This window comes from Caulobacter sp. FV2ps19 (assembly GCF_058681035.1).
The window spans coordinates 1,697,475-1,723,270 of record NZ_CM178729.1; the positions used below are offsets into that span (position 1 = coordinate 1,697,475).

The 25,796-nt window shown below is 63.8% G+C and carries 17 protein-coding genes and 1 pseudogene; 15 read left to right on the plus strand and 3 right to left on the minus strand.

Going from position 1 to position 25,796, the window contains the following annotated elements; translation table 11 throughout:
• Nucleotides 1-53 precede the first annotated feature (53 nt).
• The 7 genes from ACW18B_RS08150 to ACW18B_RS08180 all read left to right on the plus strand — a co-directional run bounded on the left by ACW18B_RS08150 (nucleotide 54) and on the right by ACW18B_RS08180 (nucleotide 10,214).
• Nucleotides 54-1,211: a glycoside hydrolase family 68 protein gene (locus ACW18B_RS08150; protein WP_492051648.1), complete on the plus strand. Its 1,158-nt coding sequence runs from the start codon at nucleotides 54-56 to the stop codon at nucleotides 1,209-1,211.
• 181 nt (nucleotides 1,212-1,392) lie between these two features.
• Nucleotides 1,393-2,742 (plus strand): neutral/alkaline non-lysosomal ceramidase N-terminal domain-containing protein, encoded by a 1,350-nt coding sequence (locus tag ACW18B_RS08155; protein WP_492051051.1) that lies wholly within the window; start codon nucleotides 1,393-1,395, stop codon nucleotides 2,740-2,742.
• A gap of 90 nt (nucleotides 2,743-2,832) precedes the next feature.
• Nucleotides 2,833-3,891 (plus strand): LacI family DNA-binding transcriptional regulator, encoded by a 1,059-nt coding sequence (locus ACW18B_RS08160; RefSeq protein ID WP_492051053.1) that lies wholly within the window; start codon nucleotides 2,833-2,835, stop codon nucleotides 3,889-3,891.
• A 345-nt stretch (nucleotides 3,892-4,236) separates the two neighbouring features.
• Nucleotides 4,237-6,366 (plus strand): TonB-dependent receptor, encoded by a 2,130-nt coding sequence (locus tag ACW18B_RS08165; protein ID WP_492051055.1) that lies wholly within the window; start codon nucleotides 4,237-4,239, stop codon nucleotides 6,364-6,366.
• Nucleotides 6,367-6,661: 295 nt separating this feature from the next.
• Nucleotides 6,662-7,696: an alpha/beta hydrolase gene (locus ACW18B_RS08170; protein ID WP_492051057.1), complete on the plus strand. Its 1,035-nt coding sequence runs from the start codon at nucleotides 6,662-6,664 to the stop codon at nucleotides 7,694-7,696.
• Between the two features lie 125 nt (nucleotides 7,697-7,821).
• Entirely contained in the window at nucleotides 7,822-8,751 is a 930-nt protein-coding gene (locus ACW18B_RS08175; protein ID WP_492051059.1) for an alpha/beta hydrolase, read from the plus strand.
• 125 nt (nucleotides 8,752-8,876) lie between these two features.
• Nucleotides 8,877-10,214: an MFS transporter gene (locus ACW18B_RS08180; RefSeq protein WP_492051061.1), complete on the plus strand. Its 1,338-nt coding sequence runs from the start codon at nucleotides 8,877-8,879 to the stop codon at nucleotides 10,212-10,214.
• A 131-nt stretch (nucleotides 10,215-10,345) separates the two neighbouring features.
• Here ACW18B_RS08180 and ACW18B_RS08185 read toward each other — a convergent pair whose 3' ends face one another.
• Both ACW18B_RS08185 and ACW18B_RS08190 read right to left on the minus strand, forming a co-directional pair.
• Nucleotides 10,346-11,257: an alpha/beta hydrolase gene (locus tag ACW18B_RS08185; RefSeq protein ID WP_492051063.1), complete on the minus strand. Its 912-nt coding sequence runs from the start codon at nucleotides 11,255-11,257 to the stop codon at nucleotides 10,346-10,348.
• A 70-nt stretch (nucleotides 11,258-11,327) separates the two neighbouring features.
• Nucleotides 11,328-12,443 (minus strand): alpha/beta hydrolase, encoded by a 1,116-nt coding sequence (locus ACW18B_RS08190; RefSeq protein WP_492051064.1) that lies wholly within the window; start codon nucleotides 12,441-12,443, stop codon nucleotides 11,328-11,330.
• A gap of 252 nt (nucleotides 12,444-12,695) precedes the next feature.
• Here ACW18B_RS08190 and ACW18B_RS08195 point away from each other — a divergent pair, with 252 nt between their 5' ends.
• The 6 genes from ACW18B_RS08195 to ACW18B_RS08220 all read left to right on the plus strand — a co-directional run bounded on the left by ACW18B_RS08195 (nucleotide 12,696) and on the right by ACW18B_RS08220 (nucleotide 23,016).
• Nucleotides 12,696-13,694: an alpha/beta hydrolase gene (locus ACW18B_RS08195; RefSeq protein WP_492051066.1), complete on the plus strand. Its 999-nt coding sequence runs from the start codon at nucleotides 12,696-12,698 to the stop codon at nucleotides 13,692-13,694.
• Between the two features lie 289 nt (nucleotides 13,695-13,983).
• Nucleotides 13,984-15,993, plus strand: a complete 2,010-nt coding sequence (locus tag ACW18B_RS08200; RefSeq protein ID WP_492051068.1) for a TonB-dependent receptor — start codon at nucleotides 13,984-13,986, stop codon at nucleotides 15,991-15,993.
• A 137-nt stretch (nucleotides 15,994-16,130) separates the two neighbouring features.
• Complete coding sequence (locus ACW18B_RS08205; RefSeq protein ID WP_492051070.1) at nucleotides 16,131-17,924, plus strand: carboxylesterase/lipase family protein; 1,794 nt, start codon at nucleotides 16,131-16,133, stop codon at nucleotides 17,922-17,924.
• Nucleotides 17,822-19,834 carry an alpha-amylase family glycosyl hydrolase gene (locus ACW18B_RS08210; protein ID WP_492051071.1) on the plus strand — a complete coding sequence of 671 codons (2,013 nt, stop codon included), beginning with the start codon at nucleotides 17,822-17,824 and terminating at the stop codon, nucleotides 19,832-19,834. Before ACW18B_RS08205 ends, ACW18B_RS08210 begins: the two co-directional genes overlap by 103 nt.
• Entirely contained in the window at nucleotides 19,831-20,733 is a 903-nt protein-coding gene (locus tag ACW18B_RS08215) for an ROK family protein (protein WP_492051073.1), read from the plus strand. The genes ACW18B_RS08210 and ACW18B_RS08215 overlap by 4 nt, the downstream gene beginning before the upstream one ends.
• A gap of 618 nt (nucleotides 20,734-21,351) precedes the next feature.
• The gene (locus tag ACW18B_RS08220) at nucleotides 21,352-23,016 is read left to right on the plus strand and encodes a choline dehydrogenase (RefSeq protein WP_492051075.1); all 1,665 of its coding nucleotides are present in this window, start codon (nucleotides 21,352-21,354) and stop codon (nucleotides 23,014-23,016) included.
• 127 nt (nucleotides 23,017-23,143) lie between these two features.
• Here the strand turns inward: ACW18B_RS08220 and ACW18B_RS08225 are convergent, their stop codons facing one another.
• A complete protein-coding gene (locus ACW18B_RS08225) occupies nucleotides 23,144-23,692 on the minus strand; it encodes a PAS domain-containing protein (protein WP_492051077.1) in 549 nt (182 codons plus the stop codon).
• Nucleotides 23,693-23,863: 171 nt separating this feature from the next.
• Here ACW18B_RS08225 and ACW18B_RS08230 point away from each other — a divergent pair, with 171 nt between their 5' ends.
• Nucleotides 23,864-24,784 carry a hypothetical protein gene (locus ACW18B_RS08230; protein WP_492051079.1) on the plus strand — a complete coding sequence of 307 codons (921 nt, stop codon included), beginning with the start codon at nucleotides 23,864-23,866 and terminating at the stop codon, nucleotides 24,782-24,784.
• 174 nt (nucleotides 24,785-24,958) lie between these two features.
• Nucleotides 24,959-25,713: pseudogene (locus ACW18B_RS08235) on the plus strand (IS5 family transposase).
• Nucleotides 25,714-25,796: the final 83 nt, after the last annotated feature.

The window sequence follows — 25,796 nt, forward strand, 5'->3', positions numbered from 1 at the left end:
TCTACACCCGCCGGGTTGGGGCAGGTCTGCTTCACGTCCGGCCAGGAGAACGCATGTCCAGTCTATCTTTCTCGGCAGTCGCCGATGGCCGCGCGTCTTCGGATCGCTGGGAGGCCGCGCATGTGGCGCAGATCGTCAGCGGCGACATCCGCGCTGCGCCGTTGATTGCCCAGGCCGATTTTGTCCGTATCGCGCCTGATCTGGACATCTGGGACGCGTGGCCTGTCCAGACCAGGGCCGGCGCGCCGGTCGCGTTTGGCCAAGGCGTGACCTTGTGGATGGCCCTGGGGGCGCCTCGATTTGACAACCCCGACGATCGGCACGGGCATGCGCGCATTCATCTTCTCAAGCATGACGCCTCAGGCTGGCGCCATCTTGGTCCGCTTATGCCGCAAGGCTTTTCGCCCGGCAGCCGGGAATGGTCTGGGTCGGCGGTGCTTGATGATGATCAGCGCGCCCTGACTCTTTACTTTACCGCCACCGGACAAAGGGGGGAGGCAGCGCTGACGTTCGAGCAAAGGCTGTTCAGCGCACGCGCCACCCTGCAGCGTTCCGGTGAAGATATGCTGTTTTCAGATTGGCGGGACCTGCGGGAGGTCGTCGCGCGCGATCCGGCCCACTATATGGCCAGCGACGGCGGCGTGGGCGTCCTTGGGACGATCAAGGCCTTCCGCGATCCGGCCTATTTCCAGGATCCTCAGGACGGCCGCCACTACCTGTTCTTTGCGGGCTCTGCGGCCAAAGCACGTTCGCCGTTCAACGGCGTGATCGGTGCGGCCGTGTCGCTATCTGGCGCGGCGGACGATTGGCGTCTCGTGCCGCCTCTGGTCGACGCCACCGGCGTCAATAATGAACTGGAGCGGCCCCATGTCGTCTCACAGGGCGGTCTCTACTATCTATTCTGGTCAACCCAGACCCATGTCTTTGCTCCAGAGCTGGGTCACGCGCCCACGGGCCTTTATGGCATGGTCTCCAGCAGCCTTGCCGGCGGTTGGCGACCGCTAAACGGTACGGGATTGGTCTTCGCAAATCCGCCGGCTGCGCCGCGCCAGGCCTATAGCTGGCTGGTGCTTCCAGATCTTTCCGTGACCAGTTTTGTCGATGACTGGGGACGGGGAAGAGACGCGCAAGGCCCCCGCCATTTCGGCGCCACCTTCGCGCCGACGCTCCGCCTGCGTCTGGCGGATGATCGGGCTGAACTCGAGGCCTAGATCGCGACGCGGCCGTCAGTTTCCAAGGGCGCCGATCCGGGCGTCAGTTTGATCGCGACTCTTCTCGCCAGGCTCGCGTCCTCTGAGCGCGGGACCCCGGTCGCCTCGATGGTCTGGCAGCGCGTTGCAATCGATTGTCAGTTCGGTACTACTAACAACAAAAAATTATGGGAGAGAAACCGTGAACTACCCTGTTCTGGCGATAACAGCATCGTTGATGGCTCTGCACTCGGCCCCCGCGCTCAGCGAGCCGGTGGCGACTTCGCTTCGTGCGGGGGCGGCGAGGGTCGAGATCACGCCCTCCAAGGCCCAACTGCCAAAGGGTTATGAAGGGGTCAATGACGCTATCCATGTGCGCGCCGCGGTGCTTGAGAACGCCGGCCAGAGGGCGGCCCTGGTGACCGTGGACATCGGCGCCATGCCTGACTCCACCTGGGCTGCCGTCGTCCAGGGCGCGCAAGGCTTGGGCATTGCATCGACGAACCTGATGCTGACCGCCACGCATTCCCACAGCGTTCCGTGGGTGGTTCCGCAGCTTGACGAAAAGATCGTGGCGGCCCTGCGCCAGGCGGCGGCAAAGCTGCAGCCGGCGACGATCGCCTATGGCCAGGGTGTCTCCTACATCAACATCAACCGTAACATCGTCGATCCAAAAACCCATCGTTGGTGGGAGGGGCCAAACTATGAGGGCCCCTCCGACAAGACCGTCGCTGTCGTCAATATCACCTCGACATCCGGTCAACCGATCGCGGTCTATTACAACTACGCCGTCCACGCGGTCGTGAACGGGCAACTCGATCAGGTCAGCGGCGACATTCCCGGGGCGGCTTCGCGCTATATCGAAGCGTCTCTGGGCGAGGATGCGGTTGCGATCTGGGGTGAAGGCGCTGCGGGCGATCAAAACCCGATCTTCTTCCAGCAGACCTATGACCTGCGCAACATCCGCATCGCCGACTACGCCAAGCGCGGGGAAAACATCAGCAATGCGATGCCGCCTGGCGGTCAAGGCCTCAACAAGCAAGATCCTCAGGTCGCGCGACTGATGACCCAACAGCGCCAGATGGTCGAGTCCATGGGGCAGATGCTCGGCGAAGAGGTCCTGCGCGTTGGCCGCGACGTTCTGGATAGACCCGAGGCCAATCCACGCATCTTCGGCGCCTCCAAGACGGTGACATGCCCCGGCCGGGTACGCACGGACAAGGGCCGCGCCGGCTATCCCGGCGTCTATTCCGACGGGCCCGATGTGCCGATCCGCTTGAGCTTGCTGAAGATCGGCAACATTGAGATCGGCGGCGTCAACGCAGAGGTATTCAATCCGATCGCCCAGCGCTTCAAGGCCAGGAGCGGATCGAGCCGCACGATGATGGCGACGCTGACCAATGGCATGGCGCCGTCTGGCTACATCCCCCACGATGAGGCTTTTGGCCAGAACACCTTCGAGGTGGTTTCTTCCAGGTTAAAGTCGGGGTGTGCGGAAACCGCAATCATCGAGGGCTTGCTCGATCTGGAACAGGCGGCTGAATCGAACTAGCCATTAGGGGCGGGTTTGGCGTGGCGACCTTGACGAAAAGGCATCATTGGCGTCCGCTGATCCGCCTATGCTTCTTTCATTGAGGTTGCCTTGCCCCCCAAGATTCGGCCCGCGTCCAAACCGAACGGCGCCCGACCTCAGAATATTCAAGAACTGGCCAAGATCGCTGGCGTGTCGACAGCGACGGTTTCGCGCGCCCTGACGGGCGCCGGCCATCTGTCGTCAGCGACCCGTGAACGCATTCAAAAACTGGCCGCCGATCTTCAGTTCAAGCCCAGCACCACAGCGCGCAATCTGAGGATCGGACGGACCGGCGCGATCGGCGTTGTGGTGCCCCTGGGGCATGAGCGGACCCAGCATCTCTCTGACCCCTTCTTCATGACGCTGATCAGCCATGTAGCCGATCTTTTGGCCGATCATGGCTACGATGTTCTGCTGAGCCGGGTTGTGCCCAGTGATGTTGAATGGCTCGATCGCATCGCCCAGTCCGGTCGGGTGGATGGAATCATTGTCATCGGGCAGTCCGATCAGGCGCAGGTCCTTGATCAGATCGCCCGAAGCTACAAGCCCATGGTGGTTTGGGGCGCTCAGATCGACGGACACGCCTATCTCACGGTGGGAAGCGACAATCGCTTGGGCGGCCGTCTGGCGACCGAACACCTGCTTCAGCAAGGCTGTCGCAAACTGGCCTTTTTCGGCGACCCCACGGTGCCTGAGGTCGAAGAGCGCCTGGGCGGTTTCCGCGACGCGATCAAGGCTGCAGGCGACGGCGTGGCCGGCGCGCTTCTGCCAGTTCACTTCGTTCCCGAAATGGCTTTGGCGACCATCTCCGACTATCTGGGCATCGCCGATCGGGTCGATGGCATTTTTGCCGCTTCCGACACCATTGCCATGATGACCATTCAAGCCTTGGCCGACCACGGCCGATCGGTGCCCGGGGATGTCAAGGTTGTCGGTTTTGATGACCTGGATATCGCACGCCATACCCTGCCGCCGCTCACGTCGATCCGACAAGACCTGGCAAAGGGCGCTCAGGCGCTTGTCGAGACGCTCTTTGCTTTGATGCGCGATGAAGCGATCGCTTCGGTCCTGCTGACACCCACGCTCACCAACAGGGCCTCGACGGCCAGCGAGGCCCAACTGCCTTAGCGCGGTTGGGCGGCGGCCAGTCTGGCTTGCCCTGCCACGGCCGGCAGGACAAAGGCCTGCCTTAACAACTAGCAATCGATTGTCGATCAGCACGGGAAGCGGTCCAGGCTTGAGGTTGCAGGAGCGCCTTCCTCCGCTCCTACGGGCGTCAGCCGCCCAAAAGCCTGACAAAAGGGGTGGGGGCTCGCCCTGCCGCCAAGTCCGGGTTGACGCGCAATCGTTTGCAGGCCACTGTCGATCGTCGCCAGCAAGCAAACATCGAAATGGCTGAGGCGTAACTCCCGCCAACAACAAGAGCGGGGGAGGAGCGACGCAACGCGCTCAGACGTTAGGGGAGGTAGAAGAATGCAAAGTCAGAAATGGCTCGCGGTGAGCGCCGCGGCCTTGGCTATGTGCGCGTCTTATGGCGTTGCGCAGGCCCAGGAAACCGCAAGCGCGAAGAATGAGGCCGGGCAGGCTTCTGAACGCTCAGGCGGCACCGTTCAGGAAGTGGTTGTCACCGCCTCGAAAACGGGGGGGCAGACGCTCCAAACCGTGCCGATGGCGATACAGGCCTTTTCGGGCGAAGAGTTGAAGGCCCGCAATATTGGCAGTGTCGGTGACCTGGTCTCGACCATTCCAGGCGCCTTTGAAGGGTTCCGCCAGTCGGTGGGCTCCCGCTTCTACAATCTTCGCGGCAGTGTCACCCAGAATGGCGACTCGCCGCTGGGCTACTATCTTGACGACGTGCCCTTCATCGTCACCAACTTCGGTATTGCGCCGCCGGTGCGGTTTATCGACATGGACCGCGTTGAAGTTCTGCGGGGCCCCCAAGGAACACTTTACGGCCAAGGGTCTTCCGGCGGCGTGTTCATTTTTCACACGCGCGATCCAGACCTCAATGAAATGCAGTACGCCATCGAAACCGAAGCGTCCGATACGGTCGGCGCTGACGGTTTGAACTATGGCGTCTCGGGCGCGATTTCGATTCCGCTCGTCAAGGATCGCCTGGCGGTGCGGATCAGCGGCGGGTCGTCCCGCGACGCCGGATGGGCCGACGCCTACTATGGCGCCTATGACGGCACGCCCGACGAAAAGGGCGTCAACAAAGCCAAGAATGACGACATTCGTCTCGTGGCCCTGTTCCGTCCTCGCGACAATGTCGAGATCCGGGCGCAATACTGGCACTTCCAGCCGCGCCAGGATTTCACGGGTTTCACGGCGTCAGTGAAGCCGCCCTATTTCCAAAATACAGCGGGCCAGCAAGGCTTTTCGAACGGCGATTTCAAGCTCTGGAGCTTGGCGGCAAAAGTCGACTTTGACGGCTTCTCGGTCACGAGTGCGACCAGCAATCTGGAGGGTGACTTCGGGATCAATATTCCCCTGTCGCCGGCGGGATCCTTCTCGAGCCGTTTCTTGCCCAAGATGTTCGCGCAGGAAATTCGCGTCAATTCCACGACCGCCGGCCCGTTGCACTGGGTTGCGGGCGCGTCCTATCAGGACGGGAAGGGGCCTCAGGTCAATGCGCTCGTCCGGCCCGGCTTGAACATTAACGCCAGCAACAACACGCTCACCAAGAACTACGCGTTCTTTGGCGAGGTCAGTTACGATCTGTTCGGCGGCAAGCTTGTGCCGCTGGTGGGCTTGCGAACCTATCACGACGACCGTTCGTTCGCGGACGATAGCTCGACGGTGCCCACCAAGGCGGATGTCAACACCTGGCGGCTCAATCTGGCCTATTTGCCTAGCGACAACCTGACCATGTTCGTCTCCGCTGCTACGGGCTTCCGTCCGGGGATTGTTCAATCTCGCGTGCAGGTCGAATCTCTGAGTTTGGCCGGCGTCCCCGCCACCGTTGCTCTCGAGCCTGAAGAATCAAAGAACTACGAGTTCGGCGTCAAGTGGCGTGATGATGACAGAGCCTGGACCGTTGGGCTGAATCTCTATCAGCTTGAATATACGAACCTTCAAACCTCCGTTACGGGCGGTATTGACGGCGTGAATGGTTTCGCCAATTTCGGCGATGCGACCACCAAGGGGGTTGACGTCGAAGTTCACTGGCGCACACCGGTCAAGGGGCTTGGTCTTGGGTTCGTCGCCAATTTCAACGACAGCAAATACGACACGGTCAATGATGTCGTGGCGGCGGCGCAGCCTCTGCTCCGGCCAGGTTCGCGGTTGCTGAATACGCTGGACCAGAACTACCGCTTCGACGTCAATTACAGCCGATACTTCGCCAACGATCTGGAGGGCTTCGGCAACGTGGCGCTGAGCCACAGCGGAGACCGTATCCAGACCAATGGTGTGACCTCGCGGCCCTATGATCAGCTGAGCACCACGATCGGCGTGCGGCGCGGAAACTGGGAAGTGGCGTTCGTCGGCAACAACCTCGCCGATGAGCGTGGCCCGACCTTCGTTGGCACCACTGGCCCGCTGTCGGGGTCTGGCCCGACGCCTCGAACTCTGGGCCTGCGTCTGCGCGTCACCTCCCAATAGGCTTTGACGTCGTCGCTTTGCGCTCGTTGCCGCGGCGTCGAAGCGACAATCACGTCTGCCTAGGTCAAGCCCGCCGCGTATGCGGCGGGCTTTTTCCTTTAACGGCCCGTCCCTGAGGCGGCGTTGAGTCTCACAAGATGGATCACGCTGCGTCTGAGGCCCTGCGCGATCGATCTTCATGGGCCCGGTTGTCAAAGCCGCATTGCGCCCCTATCGGCCTTGCCGTATCAATACGATCAAGGCAAACGATTGCATCGTTCAGGTGCGTGGCGGTGTCCGCCGAGGGGAAGCGAACATGGATGGCACGCGGCGCGCCGTGCAACTGGCGTTGTTGACCACGGTCTTGGCGCCGGGAGCTGTTTGGGCCAAGCAAGCGGCGAGCGATCTGGATCTGGCGCATGTCGATCCCGATCTGCGGGCCGGCGCGGCCGAGGTTCTGGCCCAGCCCTCTCCCCCCTTGACCTCCGCGACCTTGCCCAAGGTGCGGTCGCTTTGGGTTCCCCCGCCAGTAGCGCCGTCGCCGCCGGTGGACGTGCGGATGATAGCGGGCCGGACCGGCGATCCAGACCTGCCGGTGGAGGTGATCGGCGCGCGACCGGACGGCCCCCTGCGCCCTGCGATCTTGCATATTCATGGCGGCGGGTTCGTCTCTGGACGCGCCCGGAACATGACGTCGTTCTGCCAGCAGCTCTCGACCGAATTTGACGCCGTTGTGGTCAATGTCGACTATCGTCTGTCGCCCGAAACCGCCTATCCAGGGCCGGTTGAGGACAACTACGCCGCCCTCAGATGGCTCTATCGCAATGCCGGCGCGCTGGGCGTGGACCCCGCGCGGATCGTGGTGATGGGCGAGAGCGCGGGGGGCGGGCACGCCGCGATCCTGGCGATCGTGGCGCGTGATCGCGGCGAGGTCCCTGTGCGGTTTCAACTTCTGCTCTATCCGATGCTTGACGATCGCACCGGCGTCACTCGACCCGTGCCGGCGCAAATCGGGACCATCGGCTGGACGGCCGCCGCCAACCAGTTCGGCTGGAGCAGCTTCCTGGGTGTCCCGGGGGGATCTTCCCGCGTCCCGCGCGGCGCTGTGCCGGCGCGGGTGGCCGACCTGACGCGCTTGCCGCCCGCCTTCATCGGTGTCGGCGCGATCGATCTGTTCGTCGATGAGGACATCGACTATGCGCGTCGCCTGGTGAACGCAGGCGTCCCGACCCAGCTCGTGGTCGTTCCCGGCGCTTTTCACGCGTTTGACTTCGTCGCGCCGCAGGCGCGCGTCTCTCGCGCCTTCACAGCAGCATGGAAGGCGGCCCTTAAGGCCGCCCTGGTGGCCTGATGTCCAGGCGGCGCGTCAGTCCTCTTACCGCAGGAGAGCCTATGGAGCCGGTGTTGAGCGTCGGGGCGATGTCGCGACGGTTGCTGCTTTTGTCGGGGTTCGCAGTGGCATGCGGCGGGCAAGCCATGGCCCAGCAGCGCCCTGCATTGGTCCCGCCGCCGGCCTTGGGGCCGTTGCCGGCCAGTTGGACCCGGGCAGAGGTCATGCCGCTTTGGACGGGCGCCCCGCCGAATGGCGGCTTCACGGCGCAGCCGGTTCCTGCCGACTCTCCGCCGGGTTTTTTGCGCAATGTCGCCGAGCCGGCCATGCACGTCTTCAGGCCCGAGCATGGGAATGGCGCGGCCGTGCTGGTGGCGCCCGGCGGTGCGTACAGCTTTGTCGTCGGCACACATGAGGGCGCGGCCGTCGCGGAGGCCTTGGCCCAGCGCGGCTATACCGTCTTTGTGCTGGTCTATCGCTTGCCGGGTGAAGGTTGGAACGAGCGCTGGGACGTGCCGTTGCAGGATGCCCAGCGGGCGATCCGGCTCATCCGCGCCAACGCCCAGCGGTTTGGCTTGCAGACCGATCAGGTTGCGGCGCTGGGATTTTCGGCAGGTGGTCACCTGATCGCCTCGCTGGCCACCGGCTATGCAGAGCCGCTCTATGTGGCGCGTGACGCCGCCGATGCGCTTGATGCGCGCCCTTCGGCGGTGGGTCTGATCTATCCGGTCATTACGCTTGAGCCGCCCTACACAAATCCGCAGACCCGACTGTCTCTGCTGGGCGCTGCGCCCGATCGGGATCTGGTCGTCAGGCGTTCGCCGCAGGGCCATGTTACGGCCCAGACGCCGCCGACCTTTCTGGTCCATGCCCTGGACGATACCGCCGTCCCTCCTGAAAACAGCCTGATGATGCTTGCGGCTTTGCGCGAGGCGCGTGTCGCAGCCGAGGCGCACCTTGTGGAAGAGGGAGGGCACGGCTTTGGCCTGGGCTCGCCCAACGCTCCGGACGGTCAGTGGCTTTCGATCTTCGATCTTTGGTTGCAACGCCGCTTTGCTGCGACGGCCGGCGGCTAAGGCCCCTTTGGGGCTTGTGATCGATAGAGCTCAAAGCGCGCAAAGGTGGTCGTCTCGGCGACCCTGTTTGCGCGCGTAATCTTATAAGCGAGGCGCGGCGAGCGCGCCCCAGGGAAGGATCAGGAATGGACCAAATCGCCAAGCCGAGGCTGCCGCTGTTGCGGATCGTGGAGATGAACCTCGGCTTCCTGGGGCTGCAGTTCAGCTTTGGCCTTCAGCAGTCCAATATGGCTCCGATCTATTCCTATCTGGGCGCCTCCGAAGCCAATATCCCGCTCTTGCAATTGGCCGGCCCCCTGACAGGGTTGCTGGTGCAGCCGATCATCGGCGCAATGAGCGACCGGACCTCATCGCGGTGGGGACGACGCACGCCCTATTTCATTGTCGGGGCAGTGCTGTGTGCGATCGGCCTGTTTTTCATGCCGCTGAGCCCGACGATCCTGGCGGCTGTCAGCCTGCTGTGGATTCTCGACGCGGGCAACAACATCACCATGGAGCCCTATCGGGCCTATGTCAGCGATCGACTGTCCAACGAGCAGCGGCGGTTTGGCTTTCTGTCTCAAAGCGCCTTCACGGGCCTTGGCCAAATGCTGGCCTATCTGGCGCCGTCCTTTATGGTCAACATGCTTGGTTTCAATATCAATGCGGTGGATGCCCACAACATCCCGGTCATTACCCGCGTGGCCTTCACCGTGGGGGCGGTTCTGTCACTGACGACGATCCTGTGGTCGATCCTGCGGGTGCCCGAATTGCCGCTCAGCCAGGCCGAGCGGGATAGGCTAAAGGCCTTGCCGATAACGGTGACATCGACGCTCCTGGAGATCTGGGACGCCATCATCACCATGCCCATCACCATGCGCAAGCTGGCCCTGATGAGCCTCTTTCAGTGGTATGCGATGTTCGCCTACTGGAACTACGTGATCTATTCGATCAGTCGCTCGGTCTATGGCGAAGCCAATCCGGTGTCGGAGAATTTCCGGCGGGCGGTGCTGGACAATGGCGAGGTCGGCGGCTTCTACAACGGCGTAGCCTTTGTTGCGGCCTTTGCCCTGGTGCCGTTCACCCGTCGATACGGCGCGGCCGTCATGCACGCGGCTTGTCTACTGGCCGCGGGAATCGGGATGTTCACCATCCCGCATATAACCCAGAAGGCCTGGCTGTTTCTGCCCGCGATCGGCGTCGGCCTCGGCTGGGCCAGCATCATGGGCAACCCCTATATCATCCTGTCTGAAAGCATCCCGCCCGAGCGCACCGGCGTCTATATGGGCATCTTCAACATGATGATCGTCATACCCATGTTGCTCAACGCCCTGACCATGCCGTTCTATTTCGACAGCTTGCTCGGCGGAGACGCCCGTCGCGTGTTGATGCTCAGCGGCGTTCTGATGGCGGCCGCCGCGGTCTGCGCGCTTTGGGCCGGTGGGCGGCCAGGCATGCCTCAGAAAAGCTTGGCTACAAGCTGACGACACGCCAGGCCCGTGCGCGCGTTCGCGTGCGGGCCTGAGGGCGGCGCAGGACTCTGGAGCCCTCTTGGAGATCTCACGTTGAAGCGTGGCTGAGGCCCAAACGGCTCACCCTTTTGGGCTTTCATGCTTCAAGAGGGGGCGAGCAGGAATCCGAGTGCGTCGTCCAGGCGCTGGCGCCACGCACCTTCGTCGTGGCCGACGCCTGGATAGACCTGCACGCTCAGATCCAGCCCCTTGCAGTAGCCTCGCGCCAGCAGGGCGGCGACAAAGGCGTCATGCGATGGACCGTAGAAGCGGTCGATGCTCAGTGTGCTGCGGTCGAGCCAGAGGCGGTGCTTCCCCGCCTGCGGCATCTGGTTGGACGCGAACTGGCCAACAGCTTGCGCGACATCCTGGCGGAAGGCTGGCGGCAGCACCTCGGTTTCTGTGACCGGCAGCAGGCTGAAATGGGCTGACAAGAGGGCCGCGCCAGCGAAAACGTCAGGATAGCGCGACAGGAGTTCGGCGGCGATCACCGCGCCCATCGAGGCGCCGGCGATATGGGTGCTCTGGCGGCCGGGCAGGGTGGGGAAGGTTCTGTCGATGAAAGGCTTGATGTCTTCGACCAGCAAGCGCCCGTAGGCGGCCGATCGCGGCGCCCCCGGCCAGGCCGCTTTGACGGCCCCAAGGGCGGAGGCGGTGAGGCGATCCAGGATCATTTCCGGCGCATATTCGGCGAAGCGATCCTCGGTGCAGGCCACGCCGACGATGATGGTCGGCGCGATGCGTCCGGCGTCCACCAGTCTGGAGACGCTGGCGTCGGCCTCCCAGGCTATGCCGAAGGGCACCAGCCTGGCATCGAACAGGTTCTGGCCATCCTGCATGTAGAGCACCGGCAGGGGCTGGCCTTTTGCGACACCGTCTGGAACCCAGACATAGAGGTCGCGCGACGGCAGGTGACGCGAGGCAAGGCGGCGATAGACGTAGAGCTGGCCGCGCCCGGAGGGCGCGGCCAGGCGCTCCCAGCCTTCGGGCAAAGCGTCCACGGTTGTATTCGGCATCACGAAATCCTGACCCGGGCGCTGACGCCGCGCCAAAGCGGGGCGTGGCGTCAGCTCAAGGGGGCTTTGACTAACGCGCGAGGCGCTTGTCGAAGAACTTCCACATCACGTCATAGGCTTGGCGCGATTCTGGAACATCGGGATTGTAGAAGAACCCGTGGAACAGGCCTTCCCAGACGTGCAGGTCGGCATCGACGCCAAGCCGCACCAGTTGGGTGTGGGTATAGACCGCCGAGCTGAGCTCAAAGCCTCGGGTGCCGGTGATGATTAAGGTCGGCGGGAACTGGCCAAGCACCGCGTCAGAGGCCGCGGGCGCCACCAGGGGGTCCTTGGGGTCTGTTCCAGCCAGATAGGGCAGGGCGGACCCCTGGGCGCCAGGCTGCGCGGGCGGCCAGGGCGCCGGCGGGCGGGCGTCGCCGATCGGGCCGGCAACGAAGTCTGCGTCGCCTCCAAAGCCCGAGCTCGACACAGTCGAGCCCGCGCAGAAGATACCGATGGCGCCAGGGCGCGGCAGGCCGTGGGCCTGGAACCAGGCGACGGACATACCCGTCAGCATGCCGCCGGCGGAGCAACCATAGATGCCGATGTTCTGAGGGCGGTAGGTCCTTAGCAGCTCGCGATAGACCGCCGCCACGTCCTCGCTGGCCGCGGGGAAGCGATGCTTGGGGCCTTGCCGATAGTCGACGGCGACAACGCGGATGCGACCCAGCGCCGTCAGGGGGATTGATTCCAGCTCGGCGCAACCCGGGAAGCAGGCCATGAACCCGCCGCCATGCAGGTTGATCAGCACCCGATCGCTGTTTTCCGGGGCGACGCCGGCCTTGGGCGTGTAGTCGTAGACGTGCACGCCGCCCAGCTGAGTGTCGACCTTGTCGTGCGGGAACAGAACCCGCTGGCGAGCCAGATAGGGTTGCATGAAGATCGGCACGCCGTCTTTTTCACCCAGCATTTCAGGTTGCTGCATCTGGCGAAGGTGCTCGGCGACATAGGCCTGGGCTTGCGGGCTCAGAAGGCTGGAGACCGGCACGCTCATGGCCGGCGCGTGCACCGTGCCGTCCGGATCAATGCCGACCTTGGGCGCTCCTGGCCCCTGCGCCAGAGCGGTGGTCGCCCCGGCCATAAGCGCGCAGGCTGCGACAAGTGCGCTGCGCGCAACGTGGATCCAACGCCGTGGCGATCGTCTCATCCTTGACTCCTCCCAGGTCGGCGCGTCGTCAGGGTCTAGATCGACACCTGCAGCGCCATTTTGAAGTTAGCACTAAGCCGCGCTACGCAATCGTTTGCAAGCGAAGCGTCACCCCTATTGCAATCGATTGTTTTTTGGGTGACCACTGTCTCAAAGGAATCGTAGTGTTCCAAAAAAAGCGGGAGGCGACCCTTGACCCTATCACGACGCGATCTGCATGCGGCTCTTCTGGGATCCGCTTTTGCGATAGGCATGGGCCCGGAGCTTGCCTTCGCCGCTGAGGCTGAACAGCCCGATATGTTGCGGCGGGTTGATCCGGAATTGCGCGAGGGCGCGTTGCGGGTCATGGCTAGCCCCTTGCCGGCCTGGTCGCGCGAAGCGGTCGTGGCGATCCGCGCCAAGATACCGCCTGCGTCGCCGCCTCTGCCCGCGCCCGCCCCTAAGGTCGAGCTGCGCACGGTTCCCGGATCTGCGGGTCAGCCTGACGTCAAGGTTCAACTGATTGGCGCCGGGGCGGCTGGGGCGTTGCGCCCGGCTTTGCTGCACATCCATGGCGGCGGCTTTATCCTGGGTCGCGTCGAGGATGTTACCCCGATGTGCCAGACGATATCGTCCGAGCGCGATTGCGTCGTGGTCAATGTCGACTATCGGCTTTCGCCGGAGACGCCTTTTCCCGGGCCCGTTGAGGACTGCTACGCGGCCTTGGTCTGGCTGCATCGGAACGCTGAAGCGCTGGGCGTTGATCGGACGCGGATCGCCGTGATGGGGGAGAGCGCCGGTGGCGGCCTGGCCGCGATGGTGGCGATCATGGCGCGTGATCGCGGAGAGGTTCGTCTCTGCTATCAGGTTCTGATCTATCCCATGCTCGACGACCGCACCGGCAGCAGTCGACGCGTGCCGCCGTTCATTGGCGTCATCGGATGGAACGAGGCGGGCAACCGGTTTGGTTGGAGCAGCTTTCTGGGCGCAGCCGCCGGGGGCGCGACCGCGCCGTATGGCGCCGTGCCCGCGCGCCTTGAGGACCTCCGGGGGTTGGCGCCGGCCTTTATCGGCGTCGGCGCCATCGATCTCTTTGTCGACGAGGATCTCAACTATGCCCGGCGGCTGGTGGCTGCCGGCGTGCCAACCCAATTTCACCTGACACCCGGCGCCTATCATGGCTTCGACTTTATCGCCCCTCAAGCGCGGGTGTCTAAAGAGTTCACGGCGGCCTGGAAAAGTGGACTAGGGGCGGCGTTCTCCGCAGCCTAGGCAAGGGCGGTCCGTCACTGAATACACGGGGGCCATGAGTGCTGAAGTCGGCCCTTGAAATCTATAGTTACATCTATAATTCTAACTGACAATCGATTGCGTAAAGCAACGAAAATGGGGAAGATAAGCAATGAGCAAGTCGTCATCTCGCGCGTTCTGGCGTGCAGCTCTGTGGCGGGGCGGCAGTTTCGCCGCGCTCCTGGGGGCGTCCTTCGCCACGTGTACGCCAGCCTTGGCGCAGCAGCCTCAAGGTGACCGCGCCAGCGCAGAGGCCTTGGATGAGGTCGTTGTGACCGCGCTGAAGTCAGGCTCGCAGGTCGCTGCGCGAGCCCCTGTCGCGATCCAGGCCTTTTCCGACAGAGTTCTGGCGCAGCGCGGCGTTCGCGATGGCGCCGATCTCATTGAACTGATCCCGGGCGCTTCGCAGGCTCAGGAGATCGGGGCGGGCTATCGCATTTTCTCGTTCCGCGGCTCGGGCGCCGGCGGTCCGGTCGGTGACGGCATGATCGGCTACTACCTGGATGATACGCCGTTTGGGGTTCCCAACAACCAGGCCGCGCCGCCCTTGCAGTATTTCGACATCGATCATGTTGAGGTGCTTCGCGGTCCGCAAGGCACGCTTTATGGCTCCGGCTCGATGGGCGGCGCCATCATCTATCACACGAAGAATCCGAGCTTGAACCGGGTCGGGTTCACGGGCGAAAGCGAGCTGTCGGGCACCAAGGGCGCGGGCGATCCCAACTACCGCGTGGCCGGCGCAGTCTCTATCCCGTTGATCGACGACAAGCTGGGTCTGCGGATCAGCGGCGGATATGACAAGCGCGCGGGTTACAATGATATCTATAGCGGCGCTCCGGTCGGAACGCCCGACAAGACCGACGCGAACGGCATCGTCTCCAAGAACATTCAGGCCGTCCTTTTGTGGGAGCCGACCGCTCGCACTACGGTCCGGCTGCGCGCCTGGCGGTTCAGCACCGACCAGGACTACCTCAATGTCATGAACTCGGTCGATCCGCCCTACGCGGCTTACCAGGGCACGGTCGAGGGCTATGACCGCCGTCGCGCCAACTATTATTCGAGCACGGTCACCTACGAGTTCGATGGCCTGACCCTGACCAACGCCACGTCCTATCAGAAGTCCCTGCCGGGCGGCTTCGGCGTGGCCCTGAACCTGGGCGCGCCGCTGGGTATCGGCACTCTGATCAACGGTGGAAACGCCAACAGCTTCGTCAACGAGTTCCGTCTGTCCACCTCGGGTGACGGTCCGCTGCACTGGGTTGGCGGCGCCTTCTATCAGAAGGCCAAAGGCGTCTACGAGTTCAGCCTTGATTTCCCGACCTTGCAACTGGGCGGCAGCACCATCACCCGGACCGAAAACGCTTCGGTGTTCTCCGAGGTGAGCTATGACCTGCTTGGCGGTAAACTCGTACCGCTGGTCGGCCTTCGCTACTTTGCCGACAAACGATCGTCTGAATCTGTGACGAACGGCGCCCTGGTCACCAGCCAGGCCAAGCCCGACGCCCTGACCTGGCGCGCCAATCTCGCCTACTATCCGTCCGAGACGTGGATGCTGTTTTTCAATGCCGGCACCGGCTTTAGAAGTGGCATTTTGCAGTCCCAGGCCCAGGCCGACGCCGTGATCGCTGACGGTGTGCCCAGCAGTCTGTCGCTGACGCCTGACAAGCTGCGCAATATTGAAATTGGCGCGAAGGGCAAGCTGTTCGACGACAAGCTTCGGCTGTCGATCAGCGCCTACGACATCAAATACACCAATCTTCAGGCCGCCTTTAACACCTCGATCGGGCTCTCGGCCTTCGCCAATCTCGGCGACGCCAAGACCCAGGGGATCGATATCGAGGCGTCGTGGGACACCCCGCTCACCGGCCTCAACCTGACCGTGGTCGGCAATGTGAACACCTCTGAATTCACCAACGTCGTCGAAGCCTTCGCTGCGGCCAACCCGCGCAACGCCAACGGTCAGCGGCTGTTCAACACCCCGCCCTACAATTGGCGCCTGGATGCGAACTACAAGAAGAGCATCGGCCGATACGATCTCTTCGCCAATGCCTCGGCAACGGCGGTGGGCCGGGCGCGCAACAGCGACGCCACTGTTGACACTCTGGATCCCTATCAACTGTATCGCGCCAATATTGGGCTTCGCATGGACCGTTATGAGATCAAGCTCTTTGGCGACAATCTCTCCGACGAGCGCGGCCCCACCGCCGCCAACGGCCCGACCCTGTTGGCCGGCCCCCGTCCGCGGACCATCGGTGTCGGCTTTAGTTTCGACCTGAACTAATCGCCCGGCGGGCGGTGAGGCCTGAGGGGTCTCACCGCCCATTCCTCCCCACTCAGGGGCCGGCGGCTTGATAGCCCTGCGTCTTCGAGGCGATCACATGGAGCGCCTTGGCCCCGCGCAGAACGAGCGACTCCTGCTTGTGCTCGTTCTGCGTTTCCTTTTTTGGAGCGCCAGCGTGCGCTCTCTACGGTTGTCGGCGACGACAGCGAAGGATGACGTGCGTCATGACCCGAGCTTTTGACGATAGGCCAAAGCCTGGTCTTGGCCGACGATCTCTTCTCAGAGGCGCGGCTCTTGCGGTTGGCGCGCCTCTTATTGCGGGCTCAGCGAGCGCCGCCGTTCCCAAGCCGCGTGGGCGAGGCGCGGCGATGTCGGGGCTAAAGGCGGGAGCCGGACAAGCTGAGGCGTTGACGACGGCCGGGCGGGTCGCCGGCTATGTTCGCAATGGGATTTCGACCTTCAAGGGCGTGCCCTATGGCGCCTCCACGGCGGGCGCCAACCGCTTCTTGCCGCCCCAGCCGCCCGAGCCCTGGTCGGGGGTTCGCAGTTCTCGCCAGTACGGCCCTATCTGTCCACAAGATCAGGGAACCGGGCGCTTCAACGACGAAGAAGCGTTCATTTTCCAATGGAACGACGCCGTCGCGAGTGAAGACTGTCTGCGGCTCAATGTTTGGACCCCAGGTCTGGCCGACCAAGGCAAGCGGCCGGTGATGGTCTGGCTGCATGGCGGCGGGTTCGCGGCGGGCTCGGGTCATGATCTGCCTGCTTTTGACGGCGAGAATCTGGCGCGGCGCGGCGATGTCGTCGTCGTGACCCTCAATCATCGCCTCAATCTCCTGGGCTATCTGGATCTATCGCACCTTGATCCGCGGTTTGCTCAATCGGGCAATGTCGGCATGCTCGACATCATCGCGGCCCTGCAATGGGTGCGGGACAATATCAGCCAGTTTGGCGGGGATCCCGAGCGTGTGTTGATCTTCGGCCAGTCGGGGGGCGGGGCGAAGGTCTCCATGCTGATGGGCATGCCGGCCGCAAAGGGACTTTTTCATCGCGCCGTCGTGATGTGCGGTTCGTTCAGTCTGGCCACGTCCAAAGACAAGGCGCGCGCGCTTTCAGATCTGTTGCTGGCCGAGCTCGGCTTGGAACCAGGACAGATCGATCAGCTTCAGACGATGTCCTATGCCCGTCTGAAGTCGGCCAGCGAAGCTGTCCTGGCGCGCGTGAACAAGCCGTTTGATGGCTTTGTCGACGTGCGCCGGATCCCCGACAATATGAACTTTGGTCCTGTCGTCGATGGCGCGGTGTTGCCGGCCTCGCCCTTTCATTCCCATGCGCCCTCGATCTCCGCGGACGTGCCGATGATCATCGGATCGACGCTCAATGAGTTTGTAACAGGAATCAACCAGCCCCAGTTTGAAGCCATGACCGAGGCCGACCTGGCGGCTCGCGCGGAGGCGTTCCTGCCTGGGCGGGGCGCGGCGGTGGTGAAGGCTTTTCGGCTGCGCACACCCGGGGCCGCGCCGTTCGATCTGTGGTCCCGTATCGCCACGGCGCCAATCCGCCAGGCTGCGGTCGACCAGGCTGTTGCGAAGGCGGCTTTGGCGCGCGCCCCGGCCTATCTCTACTGGTTCAATTGGCAAACCCCGGTGTTGGATCACCGGCCGCGCGCTTTTCATTGCCTGGATATTCCCTTCGCTTTCGCCAACACCGATCGCTGCGATTCCATGACCGGCGGGGGTGATGTCGCCCGGATGCTGGGCGGCCAGGTCGCTGACGCCTTTATCGCCTTCGCGCGCACGGGAGATCCCAATCACGCAGGGCTCGCGCCATGGTCGCCGGTCAGCTCGCGGGCCGCGGCGACAATGATCTTCGACACCGAGTCTCGCCTCGCGATCGATCCCGACGCCGAGGAGCGCGCGTCGATCGCATGACGGCAGGCGGACTGTCCGCGCCTTTGTTCACCAGCCTATGGGGTAAAATCCTTGAGTTCATTCACCACCGGTTGCGTCGGTTCGGCATGTTGGAAGACGTGCAAGTGACTCCTTTGGACGTTGAGCAGGCGTCGTCTGGGTCACATGAAACCGTCTGGCGCCGGATCGGCCAAAGCCTCACTGATCTCTATGGCGACCGCGCCGACGCGCTGGTCGAGCGCGTGCGGAGACTTGTCGAGGCGGCAGACGCCGAGCGCCCCGACAGTCTCAAGGCGCTGGATCAGCAGCGCAGCGCCCAGCCGAACTGGACGAGCCGCTCGGGCGAGACGGTCTACACCTTCTATGTCGACAAGTTCGCCGGCACGCTTGATGGCGTGGCGGAGCGACTGGACTATCTCAAGGCCCTGGGTGTGCGCTGGCTGCATCCGCTGCCGCTGCTCAAGGCGCGCGAAGGCGACAGCGATGGCGGGTTCGCCGTGGCGGACTATCGCCAGGTTGAGCCTGCGCTTGGCGATATGGCGGGCTTGGAGCGCCTGGCCGAGGCCGCGCGCGAACGCGACATGGGCTTGCTCCTGGATGTTGTCTGCAACCATACCGCCAGCGAGCATGTCTGGGCCCAGCGCGCCCGAGCGGGTGATCCAAAATATCGAGCCTACTACTGTGTCATCAAGGACAAGGCTGATGTCGACCGCTGGGAAGAGACCCTCGTTGACGTGTTCCCCGACACAGCCCCGGGAAGTTTCACCTATGACCCCGACATGGGCGGATGGGTCTGGACGACCTTCTACCCCTTCCAGTGGGATCTGAACTACGCCAATCCTGATGTCTTTCTGGAGATGCTGGATGTCTTGCTGTTCCTGGCCAACCGGGGCGTTCAGGGCTTTCGGCTCGATAGTGCGCCCTATCTCTGGAAGGGGCCGGGCACAAATGGACGTAACCAGCCCCAGACCTATGCGATTATCGAGGCATTTCGCGCCGCGCTGACCTTGGCGGCGCCTAGCGTCGTGCTGCTGGCCGAAGCGATCGAGAGTCTGGACGATGTGCTTCCCTTTTTTGGACGCGACGCCGACGGCTGCGATCTGGCCTACAACAATGGCGTCATGACCGCGCTCTGGGGCGGACTGGCCGATCAGGACGCTGGCATTGTGCGCAGGGTCATGGCGGCGGCGTCCGCGCGACCCGATCATGCGGCATGGCTCAACTATGTCCGTTGTCATGACGATCTGATCTGGAATGCGCTGTCCGCCTACGCCGAGCCGGCCGACCTGGCGCGATGGTCAAAATTCTATGATGGTGAGGGTTTCTCCGGCGGTCGGCGATTTCAGACCGCGCCGGGCGGGGCGCCTTCGACCAATGGCATGGCGTCGGCGCTGGTCGGGCTAGGCAAACCGGACGTTGATCAGGCTGCGGCGCAGGCGAGGCTATTGCTCCTCTACGGGGTCATTCACGCGCTCGACGGCTGGCCGTTGATCTATATGGGCGATGAGATTGGCCTGGGTAACGACGAGTCCTACCTCGTCAATCCGCAAACCAAAGCAGAGGGGCGGTGGCTTCACCGACCCCAGATGGATTGGGCGCAGGCCAAGCTTGGCCTGGATGGGGAAGGGACGAGCGGGCGCCTTTCCCTGGCGTTGCGTCGTTTCGGGACCGCAGCCCGGGGCTTGAATGCGCTGGGTGTGTCTGGCCGCGCCATGCCGATCGCGCTCGATGCGCCGTCGGTTCTGGCCTTTGCGCGCCAGGACGGGAGGCCGTTCTTGTGCCTGGCCAATCTCTCTCAAAGCCCTGTCTGTTCTGACCGCCCCAGCGGGCTGGACGGCCCAGGATATGATCTTCTGACGGGCGAGCGTCTTGACGCCAAGCGCCTGCAATTGGCGGCTTACGAAGTGCTGTGGTGGGTGGGTGATCAATGAACCGGTTCGCAGGCGTTGAAATTGGCGGCACCAAGGTCGTGGTCGCATTCGGCAGTGGGCCGGACGATTTGAGCGATCGCATTCGCATCCCCACAACGACGCCAGATGAGACGCTGGGGGCGATCAGGCGTCTGTTGGACTCGCGTCTTGAGTCACACGGTCTGGACGCAATCGGTGTGGCGACATTCGGGCCCGTGCGGCTGGACCCGACGGCGAGCGACTATGGCCACATACTCTCCACGCCAAAGCCGGGCTGGTCAGGCGCCGACCTTATCGGGGCGTTGGAGGGTCTAGGTCTTCCCATCGGACTGGAGACCGATGTGACCGGCGCGGCGATGGGCGAGGGGCGTTGGGGGTGCTGCGCGGGTCTTGACGACTATGCCTATGTGACCATTGGAACCGGCGTTGGCGTTGGCGTTGTGGTCAACGGCGCACCTGTGCGCGGCGCATTGCACCCTGAAGCGGGCCATCTGCCGGTCAGGCGCGACCCGCAACGCGATCCCTTTGCCGGCGTGTGCCCGTTTCATGGCGACTGTCTTGAAGGACTTGTCAGCGGCCCGGCGCTCGCCGCCCGTCTGGGGCGTCCCGGTGAAACGCTTTTGGTCGATGATCCGGTGTGGGACTTGATCGCCGACTATCTGGCCCAGATGGTGGCCATGCTCACCTACACCGTTGCGCCGCGCCGGATCGTGCTCGGCGGTGGTGTTGGCCAGGCGGACCACCTTCAGGAGCAGGTGCGCGTCCGGCTGAGATCCTGGCTGGGTGACTATTTGCCCGAGCTCAGTTCGCCGCAGGCCTTGCAAGCCTATATTGCGCCGCCGGCCTTGGGCGAAAATTCCGGTGTGCTGGGGGCGATCGTTTTGGCAGCCCGTGCGGCGGCGGCCGGCGATAGGCGCTAGTTTGGCCTTGGTCCAACCCTGGACACGGTCGGTGTGTGGACACCCGACCAGAAGCAAGCGGTTTCCGAGAGTTTAGGCGCGCAGGTTCAGGTGCTTCCATGGATATGCGCAGGGAGAGCCGGCGAATGTCATATCATGTTCTTGTACGGGATCTTCGCCTCGATGTGCGGCTCCCGCCGGGCCCGATGCGCTTGGACTTGTCGCGGGTTGATCCATCTCGCCGAATCCTTCCGGTCCAGCATAGCGCAACGGGGCGGTCGCATACGTCTAAATGACCCGTGTCATCGAGGTCGAAGCTGCTCTCGAGATGTCAGAGCAGATCGACCTGTAGCTCGCGAACCTGAGAACTACGAAGCCAGCGATGCGCGATGGCGTAGCGCGCCAGATTTACGAAGGTCGTGTTCCTGGAGCGTCATCAAGGTCCGCTCTTGGCGCACGGTCGACCAAGCGCTCAGTGCTGGGCAACATTGCGACTACCTCGCATTATTGACAATTCTAGCTTGTATCCGGGACAATTCTAAGTGGTCCCGACACATACGCTGTCAGCGCTTGCGTCCCGCCAAAACCCGCTGCACTGTTGTCTTAACAACGATAACATTCAGGGAAGGCGTCAGGATCATGGGCAGCGAACGCTACGATTATATCATCATCGGCGCTGGCTCGGCCGGGTGCGTGCTGGCGGCGCGGTTGACGGAAGACCCGGACATCAAGGTCCTGCTGCTGGAGGCCGGCGGCAAGAACAGCTCCATCCTGGTCAAGATGCCGGCCGGCGTCGGCGAGCTGATCAAGGCCAAGGGCGAGCAGAACTGGGGCTTCTGGACCGAGGCTGAACCGCACCTGGATGGCCGCAAGCTGTGGTGGCCGCGGGGCAGGGGCCTGGGCGGCAGCTCGGCGATCAATGGGATGGTCTATATCCGCGGCCACGCGCGTGACTATGACCAGTGGCGGCAGATGGGTCTGTCGGGCTGGTCGTATTCCGAGGTGCTGCCCTATTTCAAGCGCTCGGAAACCCATCACGGCGGCGGCGACGCCTATCACGGCGGCCAGGGGCCGCTGCACGTGTCGAAGGGCGAGTCCGCCAGTCCGTTCTATCCCGCCCTTGTCGAGGCCGGCCGTCAGGCGGGCTACAAGACCACGCGGGACTTCAACGGCTTCCAGCAGGAAGGCTTTGGTCCCTATGACCTGACGATCCGTGATGGCCAGCGCTGGAGCGCGGCGGCGGCCTATCTGGCCGTGGCCCTGTCCCGCCCGAACCTGACCTGCGTCACCGAGGCGCGCACCACGAAGATCCTGATCGAAAAGGGGCGCGCCGTCGGCGTGGACTATGTGGTCGGCAAGCGTGGCGAGGCGCACACGGCCCATGCAGACGCCGAAGTGCTGCTGAGCGCCGGCGCGGTGCAGTCGCCGCAGATCCTGCAACTGTCGGGTATCGGCGATCCCGACCAGCTCAAGGCCCACGGCGTGGCGGTGGTTCAGGAGTCAAAGGGGGTCGGCGGCAATCTGCAGGACCATCTGGACATGTGCGTGTCCTACACCAGCAAGAATCTGGTCAGCGCCTATTCGGCCAACAAGGGTCTCAAGAAGCTGGGCACCGGCCTGTCCTACATGCTGATGGGCAAGGGGCTGGGCCGGCAGCAGTTCCTGGAGTCGGGCGCCTTCCTGAAGTCGCGGCCCGATCTGGATCGTCCGGACCTGCAGATCCACGGCGTGCTGGCCATCATGCAGGACCACGGCAAGACCCTGATCGAGAAGGACGGCTTCACCCTGCACGTCTGCCAGCTGCGTCCCGAAAGCCGGGGCAAGGTGGGGCTGCGCTCGGCCGATCCGTTCGACGATCCGACCATCCTGGCCAACTATCTGGCCGCCGACGAGGATCGCCGGGCCCTGCGCGAAGGCGTTCGCATGGCGCGCGAGGTGGTGGCCCAGGCGGCGCTGGATCCCTATCGCGACGCCGAATACGCGCCAGGCGCCGACGTGCGGACCGACGCCGACCTCGACGCCTGGATCCGCGCCAAGTCCGAAACCATCTATCACCCGGTTGGCACCTGCCGCATGGGTGTGGCCGGGGACGCGATGGCGGTGGTCGACGATCAGCTCCGCGTGCAGGGCGTGGCCGGTCTGCGGGTCATCGACGCCTCGGTCATGCCCACCCTGGTGGGCGGCAACACCAATGCCCCGACCATCATGATCGCCGAGCGGGCGGCCGACCTGCTGCGCGGCCGCGCGACCCTGCTGCCGGTCGACGCGCCGGTGTTCGAGGATGGCCGGGCCGTCGCGGCTTAAAGGCTGTTCTCGCCGCGCCGCCAGCCTAGAGCAAGGCGCGTGAAATCGGACTCGCGCGCCTTGCTCTAGGTTTTTGCTTTCGCATCGTTTTTGCGGAAAGCCGGCGTCCACTTTTCCGCACGATGCTTTAGGCGATGCGGCGGCCGTGCAGGGTGGCCAGGCGCAGTTGCGGGCCGTCCGCATTGTCCAGGCCCAGGGGCTGGATCTGGCGGACGGCCAGTTCCTGGGCCGGGCGCCCCATCAGCCGCTGCATCATGGCGATGGGCTGATAGAAGCCGAGGAACCGGTCGGTCTCGCCAGTGGCGCCGCGCAGGGGCGCAAACAGCACCTCCATGCCGACCGAGGGGACGCCCTTGGCGCGGATGTCGGCGGTGACCACCACCGGCTGACGGCGGCGACGCGCCACTTCCAGTGAGGATTTCAGCTCCAGCCGGTGGGACAGGGCCCACAGGCTCAGCAGGTCCTGGCCGCGCAGGTCGCGGGCGTGCAGATCGGCGACGAAGCCGCCGGTCAGGCGGAAGGGCATCTGGCCCAGATGCTCGCGCCCGACGATGAAGACCTGGGTCAGAAGGTCGTTGAAATCGCCCGGATTGATGTCGGCGCGCGCCGGCGCGGCGGCGTCGACTTTCCGATCACGCCAATAGTCTATCAATCGTTCCGTGCTTGGATGGAACATCGTCGTCCCCTGGCGGGTCCTGCCGCGGCCGTTTTGCGCCGCACAAGGCTTGCTAGGAGATCCGGGCCAAGCCCCGACTGTCCCGTTATGGCGCAAGCCGGGCGGGTGGCGGGGCGCGGCCCGATTCTTGCTGGCTGAAGGGTCGGACGACATCGTGCGAAGGGAAACGCCATGAAGGCGCCGAAACGATCGATGCGCGGGCTGATGTGGGGCTTTGGCGCCTTGCTGGGAGGCCTGCTGCTGGGCGGAGCGGCCTATGCCGCCGGTTGCACCACGGGTTGCCCGACGACCCCGACCTGCTGCACGGCGCCGAGCCCGCCGCCCAAGCCGCCGAGGCCGCCCAGCACCCCGTGCTGCACGCCCGGTCACAACGTCAATATCCCCGGCGTCAACATCAATGTCGGCGCCACCGTGATCGTCAACGCCAATGCCAGCGCCAGCGCTTCGGCCGGCGCCGCCTCAGGCGCGGGGGCGGGCGCCAGCGCGGGAGCCAGCAGCACCGTCTATTACGGTGGCGGCACGCACGGCGGCTACTATTCGGGGCCCATGGCCACCGGCTATATCCAGGGCCTCAATGTCGAGGGCGGCGAGCAGCGTCGCCGCGCGTCGTATGAGGCCACCCGCACCAAGCTGCGTCGTGTGGTCATCCGCGCTGTCTGTCTGGACGATCGCGACGTGCCGCACCCGGCCTCGCAGGTCACCCCCGATCGCGACATCGACGACCAGTATGACGGGGAGCTGTATCGCTGCATCGCCGGTGCGCGCATGCAGTACATGATCGGCGACTATGAGAGCGGCATCGATATCAGCAACGGCGGCAAGGGCGCCCAGACCTATATCTGCGCCAAGAACGACGCCCTGTATCATACGCCGGGCGCCGGCCAGGCGGGCACGGTGACCTGCCGCCCGCAACGCCCCGCCCGCGACTGTAACGAGCGGTCGCTGCTGCGCCGCTTCGGCGCGGGCATCAAGGTCCTGACCATCCTGACCAGCGAGACCTACACGGCCTATCGCGAGGAAATGGTCCAAGAGCGCAGCACCACGTCGATGAGCTTCAGCCTCGATGGCGGCGTCGGCGGCGTGGTCTACTAAAGCATCGTGCGGAAAAGTGGACGCCGGTTTTCCGCAGAAACGATGCGAAAGCAAAAACCTGGAGCAAGGCGCGTGAGTCCGATTTCTCGCGCCTTGCCCTAGGGTCGAAACCCGATCAAACACTTGAATGATATATTCTTGTTGTGATTCAATCTCCGAAACGGAGGTTGAATCATGGCTGGAGAGTTCTGGTTGTCGGATCGGCAGTGGGCGGTGATCGATCCGTTGCTGCCGAAAAACCAGTCGGGCGCGCATCGGGTCGATGACCGGCGCGTCATCAGCGGTATCATCCATGTGCTGAAGGTGGGTTGCCGGTGGCAAGACTGTCCCGCAGTCTATGGCCCGCCAACGACCATCTACAACCGGTTCCGGCGCTGGACGATCAAGGGTGTCTGGCGGCGGCTGTTCGCGGCCCTGGTGGCGTTCAGCCCCGACGACGTGCACATGATCGACTCCACCAGCGCCAAGGCCCACCGCTCGGCGGGTGGCGGAAAAGGGGGGCCGAAATCCAGGCGATCGGCCGTTCGCGCGGCGGCCGCACGACCAAGATCCACGCCGTCGTCGACGGCAAAGGCCGCCTCATCGCCTTTGAAATAGCCGCCGGGCAGCGCGGCGACGCCCCCTTCGCCCGGTCATTGCTTGAGCCGCTTCCCAGTGCGCGCCTCTGCCTGGCCGACACCGCCTATGACGCCGACAAGTTGCGCAATTTCCTGATCGAACGGGGAACTACCCCGGTCATCCCCAACAACCCGACCCGAAAACGCATGCAGCCCTTCGATCCGGAGGCCTACAAGCAGCGCAATCTGGTCGAGCGGATGTTCTGCAGGCTCAAGGACTGGCGGCGTGTCGCCACCCGATACGACAAGCTCGCCGCCATCTTTGCCAGCGCCGTCTTCATCGCCGCCATCATCATATGGTGGGCCCAATGAGTCTGGAGCCTAGAGCGTGATAGCCGAAAGTGTACGCGGTTTCGGCGGTTATCACGCTCTAAATGTTTGATTTAGAGCCTTTT

Bases quoted from the DNA above. Each gene is read 5' to 3' on its own strand.
- ACW18B_RS08230 (WP_492051079.1), top strand. From the start codon at position 23,864: ATGAAGGCGCCGAAACGATCGATGCGCGGGCTGATGTGGGGCTTTGGC.
- ACW18B_RS08170 (WP_492051057.1), top strand. From the start codon at position 6,662: ATGGATGGCACGCGGCGCGCCGTGCAACTGGCGTTGTTGACCACGGTC.
- ACW18B_RS08190 (WP_492051064.1), bottom strand. From the start codon at position 12,443: ATGAGACGATCGCCACGGCGTTGGATCCACGTTGCGCGCAGCGCACTT.
- ACW18B_RS08180 (WP_492051061.1), top strand. From the start codon at position 8,877: ATGGACCAAATCGCCAAGCCGAGGCTGCCGCTGTTGCGGATCGTGGAG.
- ACW18B_RS08225 (WP_492051077.1), bottom strand. From the start codon at position 23,692: ATGTTCCATCCAAGCACGGAACGATTGATAGACTATTGGCGTGATCGG.
- ACW18B_RS08175 (WP_492051059.1), top strand. From the start codon at position 7,822: ATGGCCCAGCAGCGCCCTGCATTGGTCCCGCCGCCGGCCTTGGGGCCG.
- ACW18B_RS08150 (WP_492051648.1), top strand. From the start codon at position 54: ATGTCCAGTCTATCTTTCTCGGCAGTCGCCGATGGCCGCGCGTCTTCG.
- ACW18B_RS08220 (WP_492051075.1), top strand. From the start codon at position 21,352: ATGGGCAGCGAACGCTACGATTATATCATCATCGGCGCTGGCTCGGCC.
- ACW18B_RS08210 (WP_492051071.1), top strand. From the start codon at position 17,822: ATGGTCGCCGGTCAGCTCGCGGGCCGCGGCGACAATGATCTTCGACAC.
- ACW18B_RS08195 (WP_492051066.1), top strand. From the start codon at position 12,696: ATGGGCCCGGAGCTTGCCTTCGCCGCTGAGGCTGAACAGCCCGATATG.
- ACW18B_RS08185 (WP_492051063.1), bottom strand. From the start codon at position 11,257: ATGCCGAATACAACCGTGGACGCTTTGCCCGAAGGCTGGGAGCGCCTG.
- ACW18B_RS08165 (WP_492051055.1), top strand. From the start codon at position 4,237: ATGCAAAGTCAGAAATGGCTCGCGGTGAGCGCCGCGGCCTTGGCTATG.
- ACW18B_RS08215 (WP_492051073.1), top strand. From the start codon at position 19,831: ATGAACCGGTTCGCAGGCGTTGAAATTGGCGGCACCAAGGTCGTGGTC.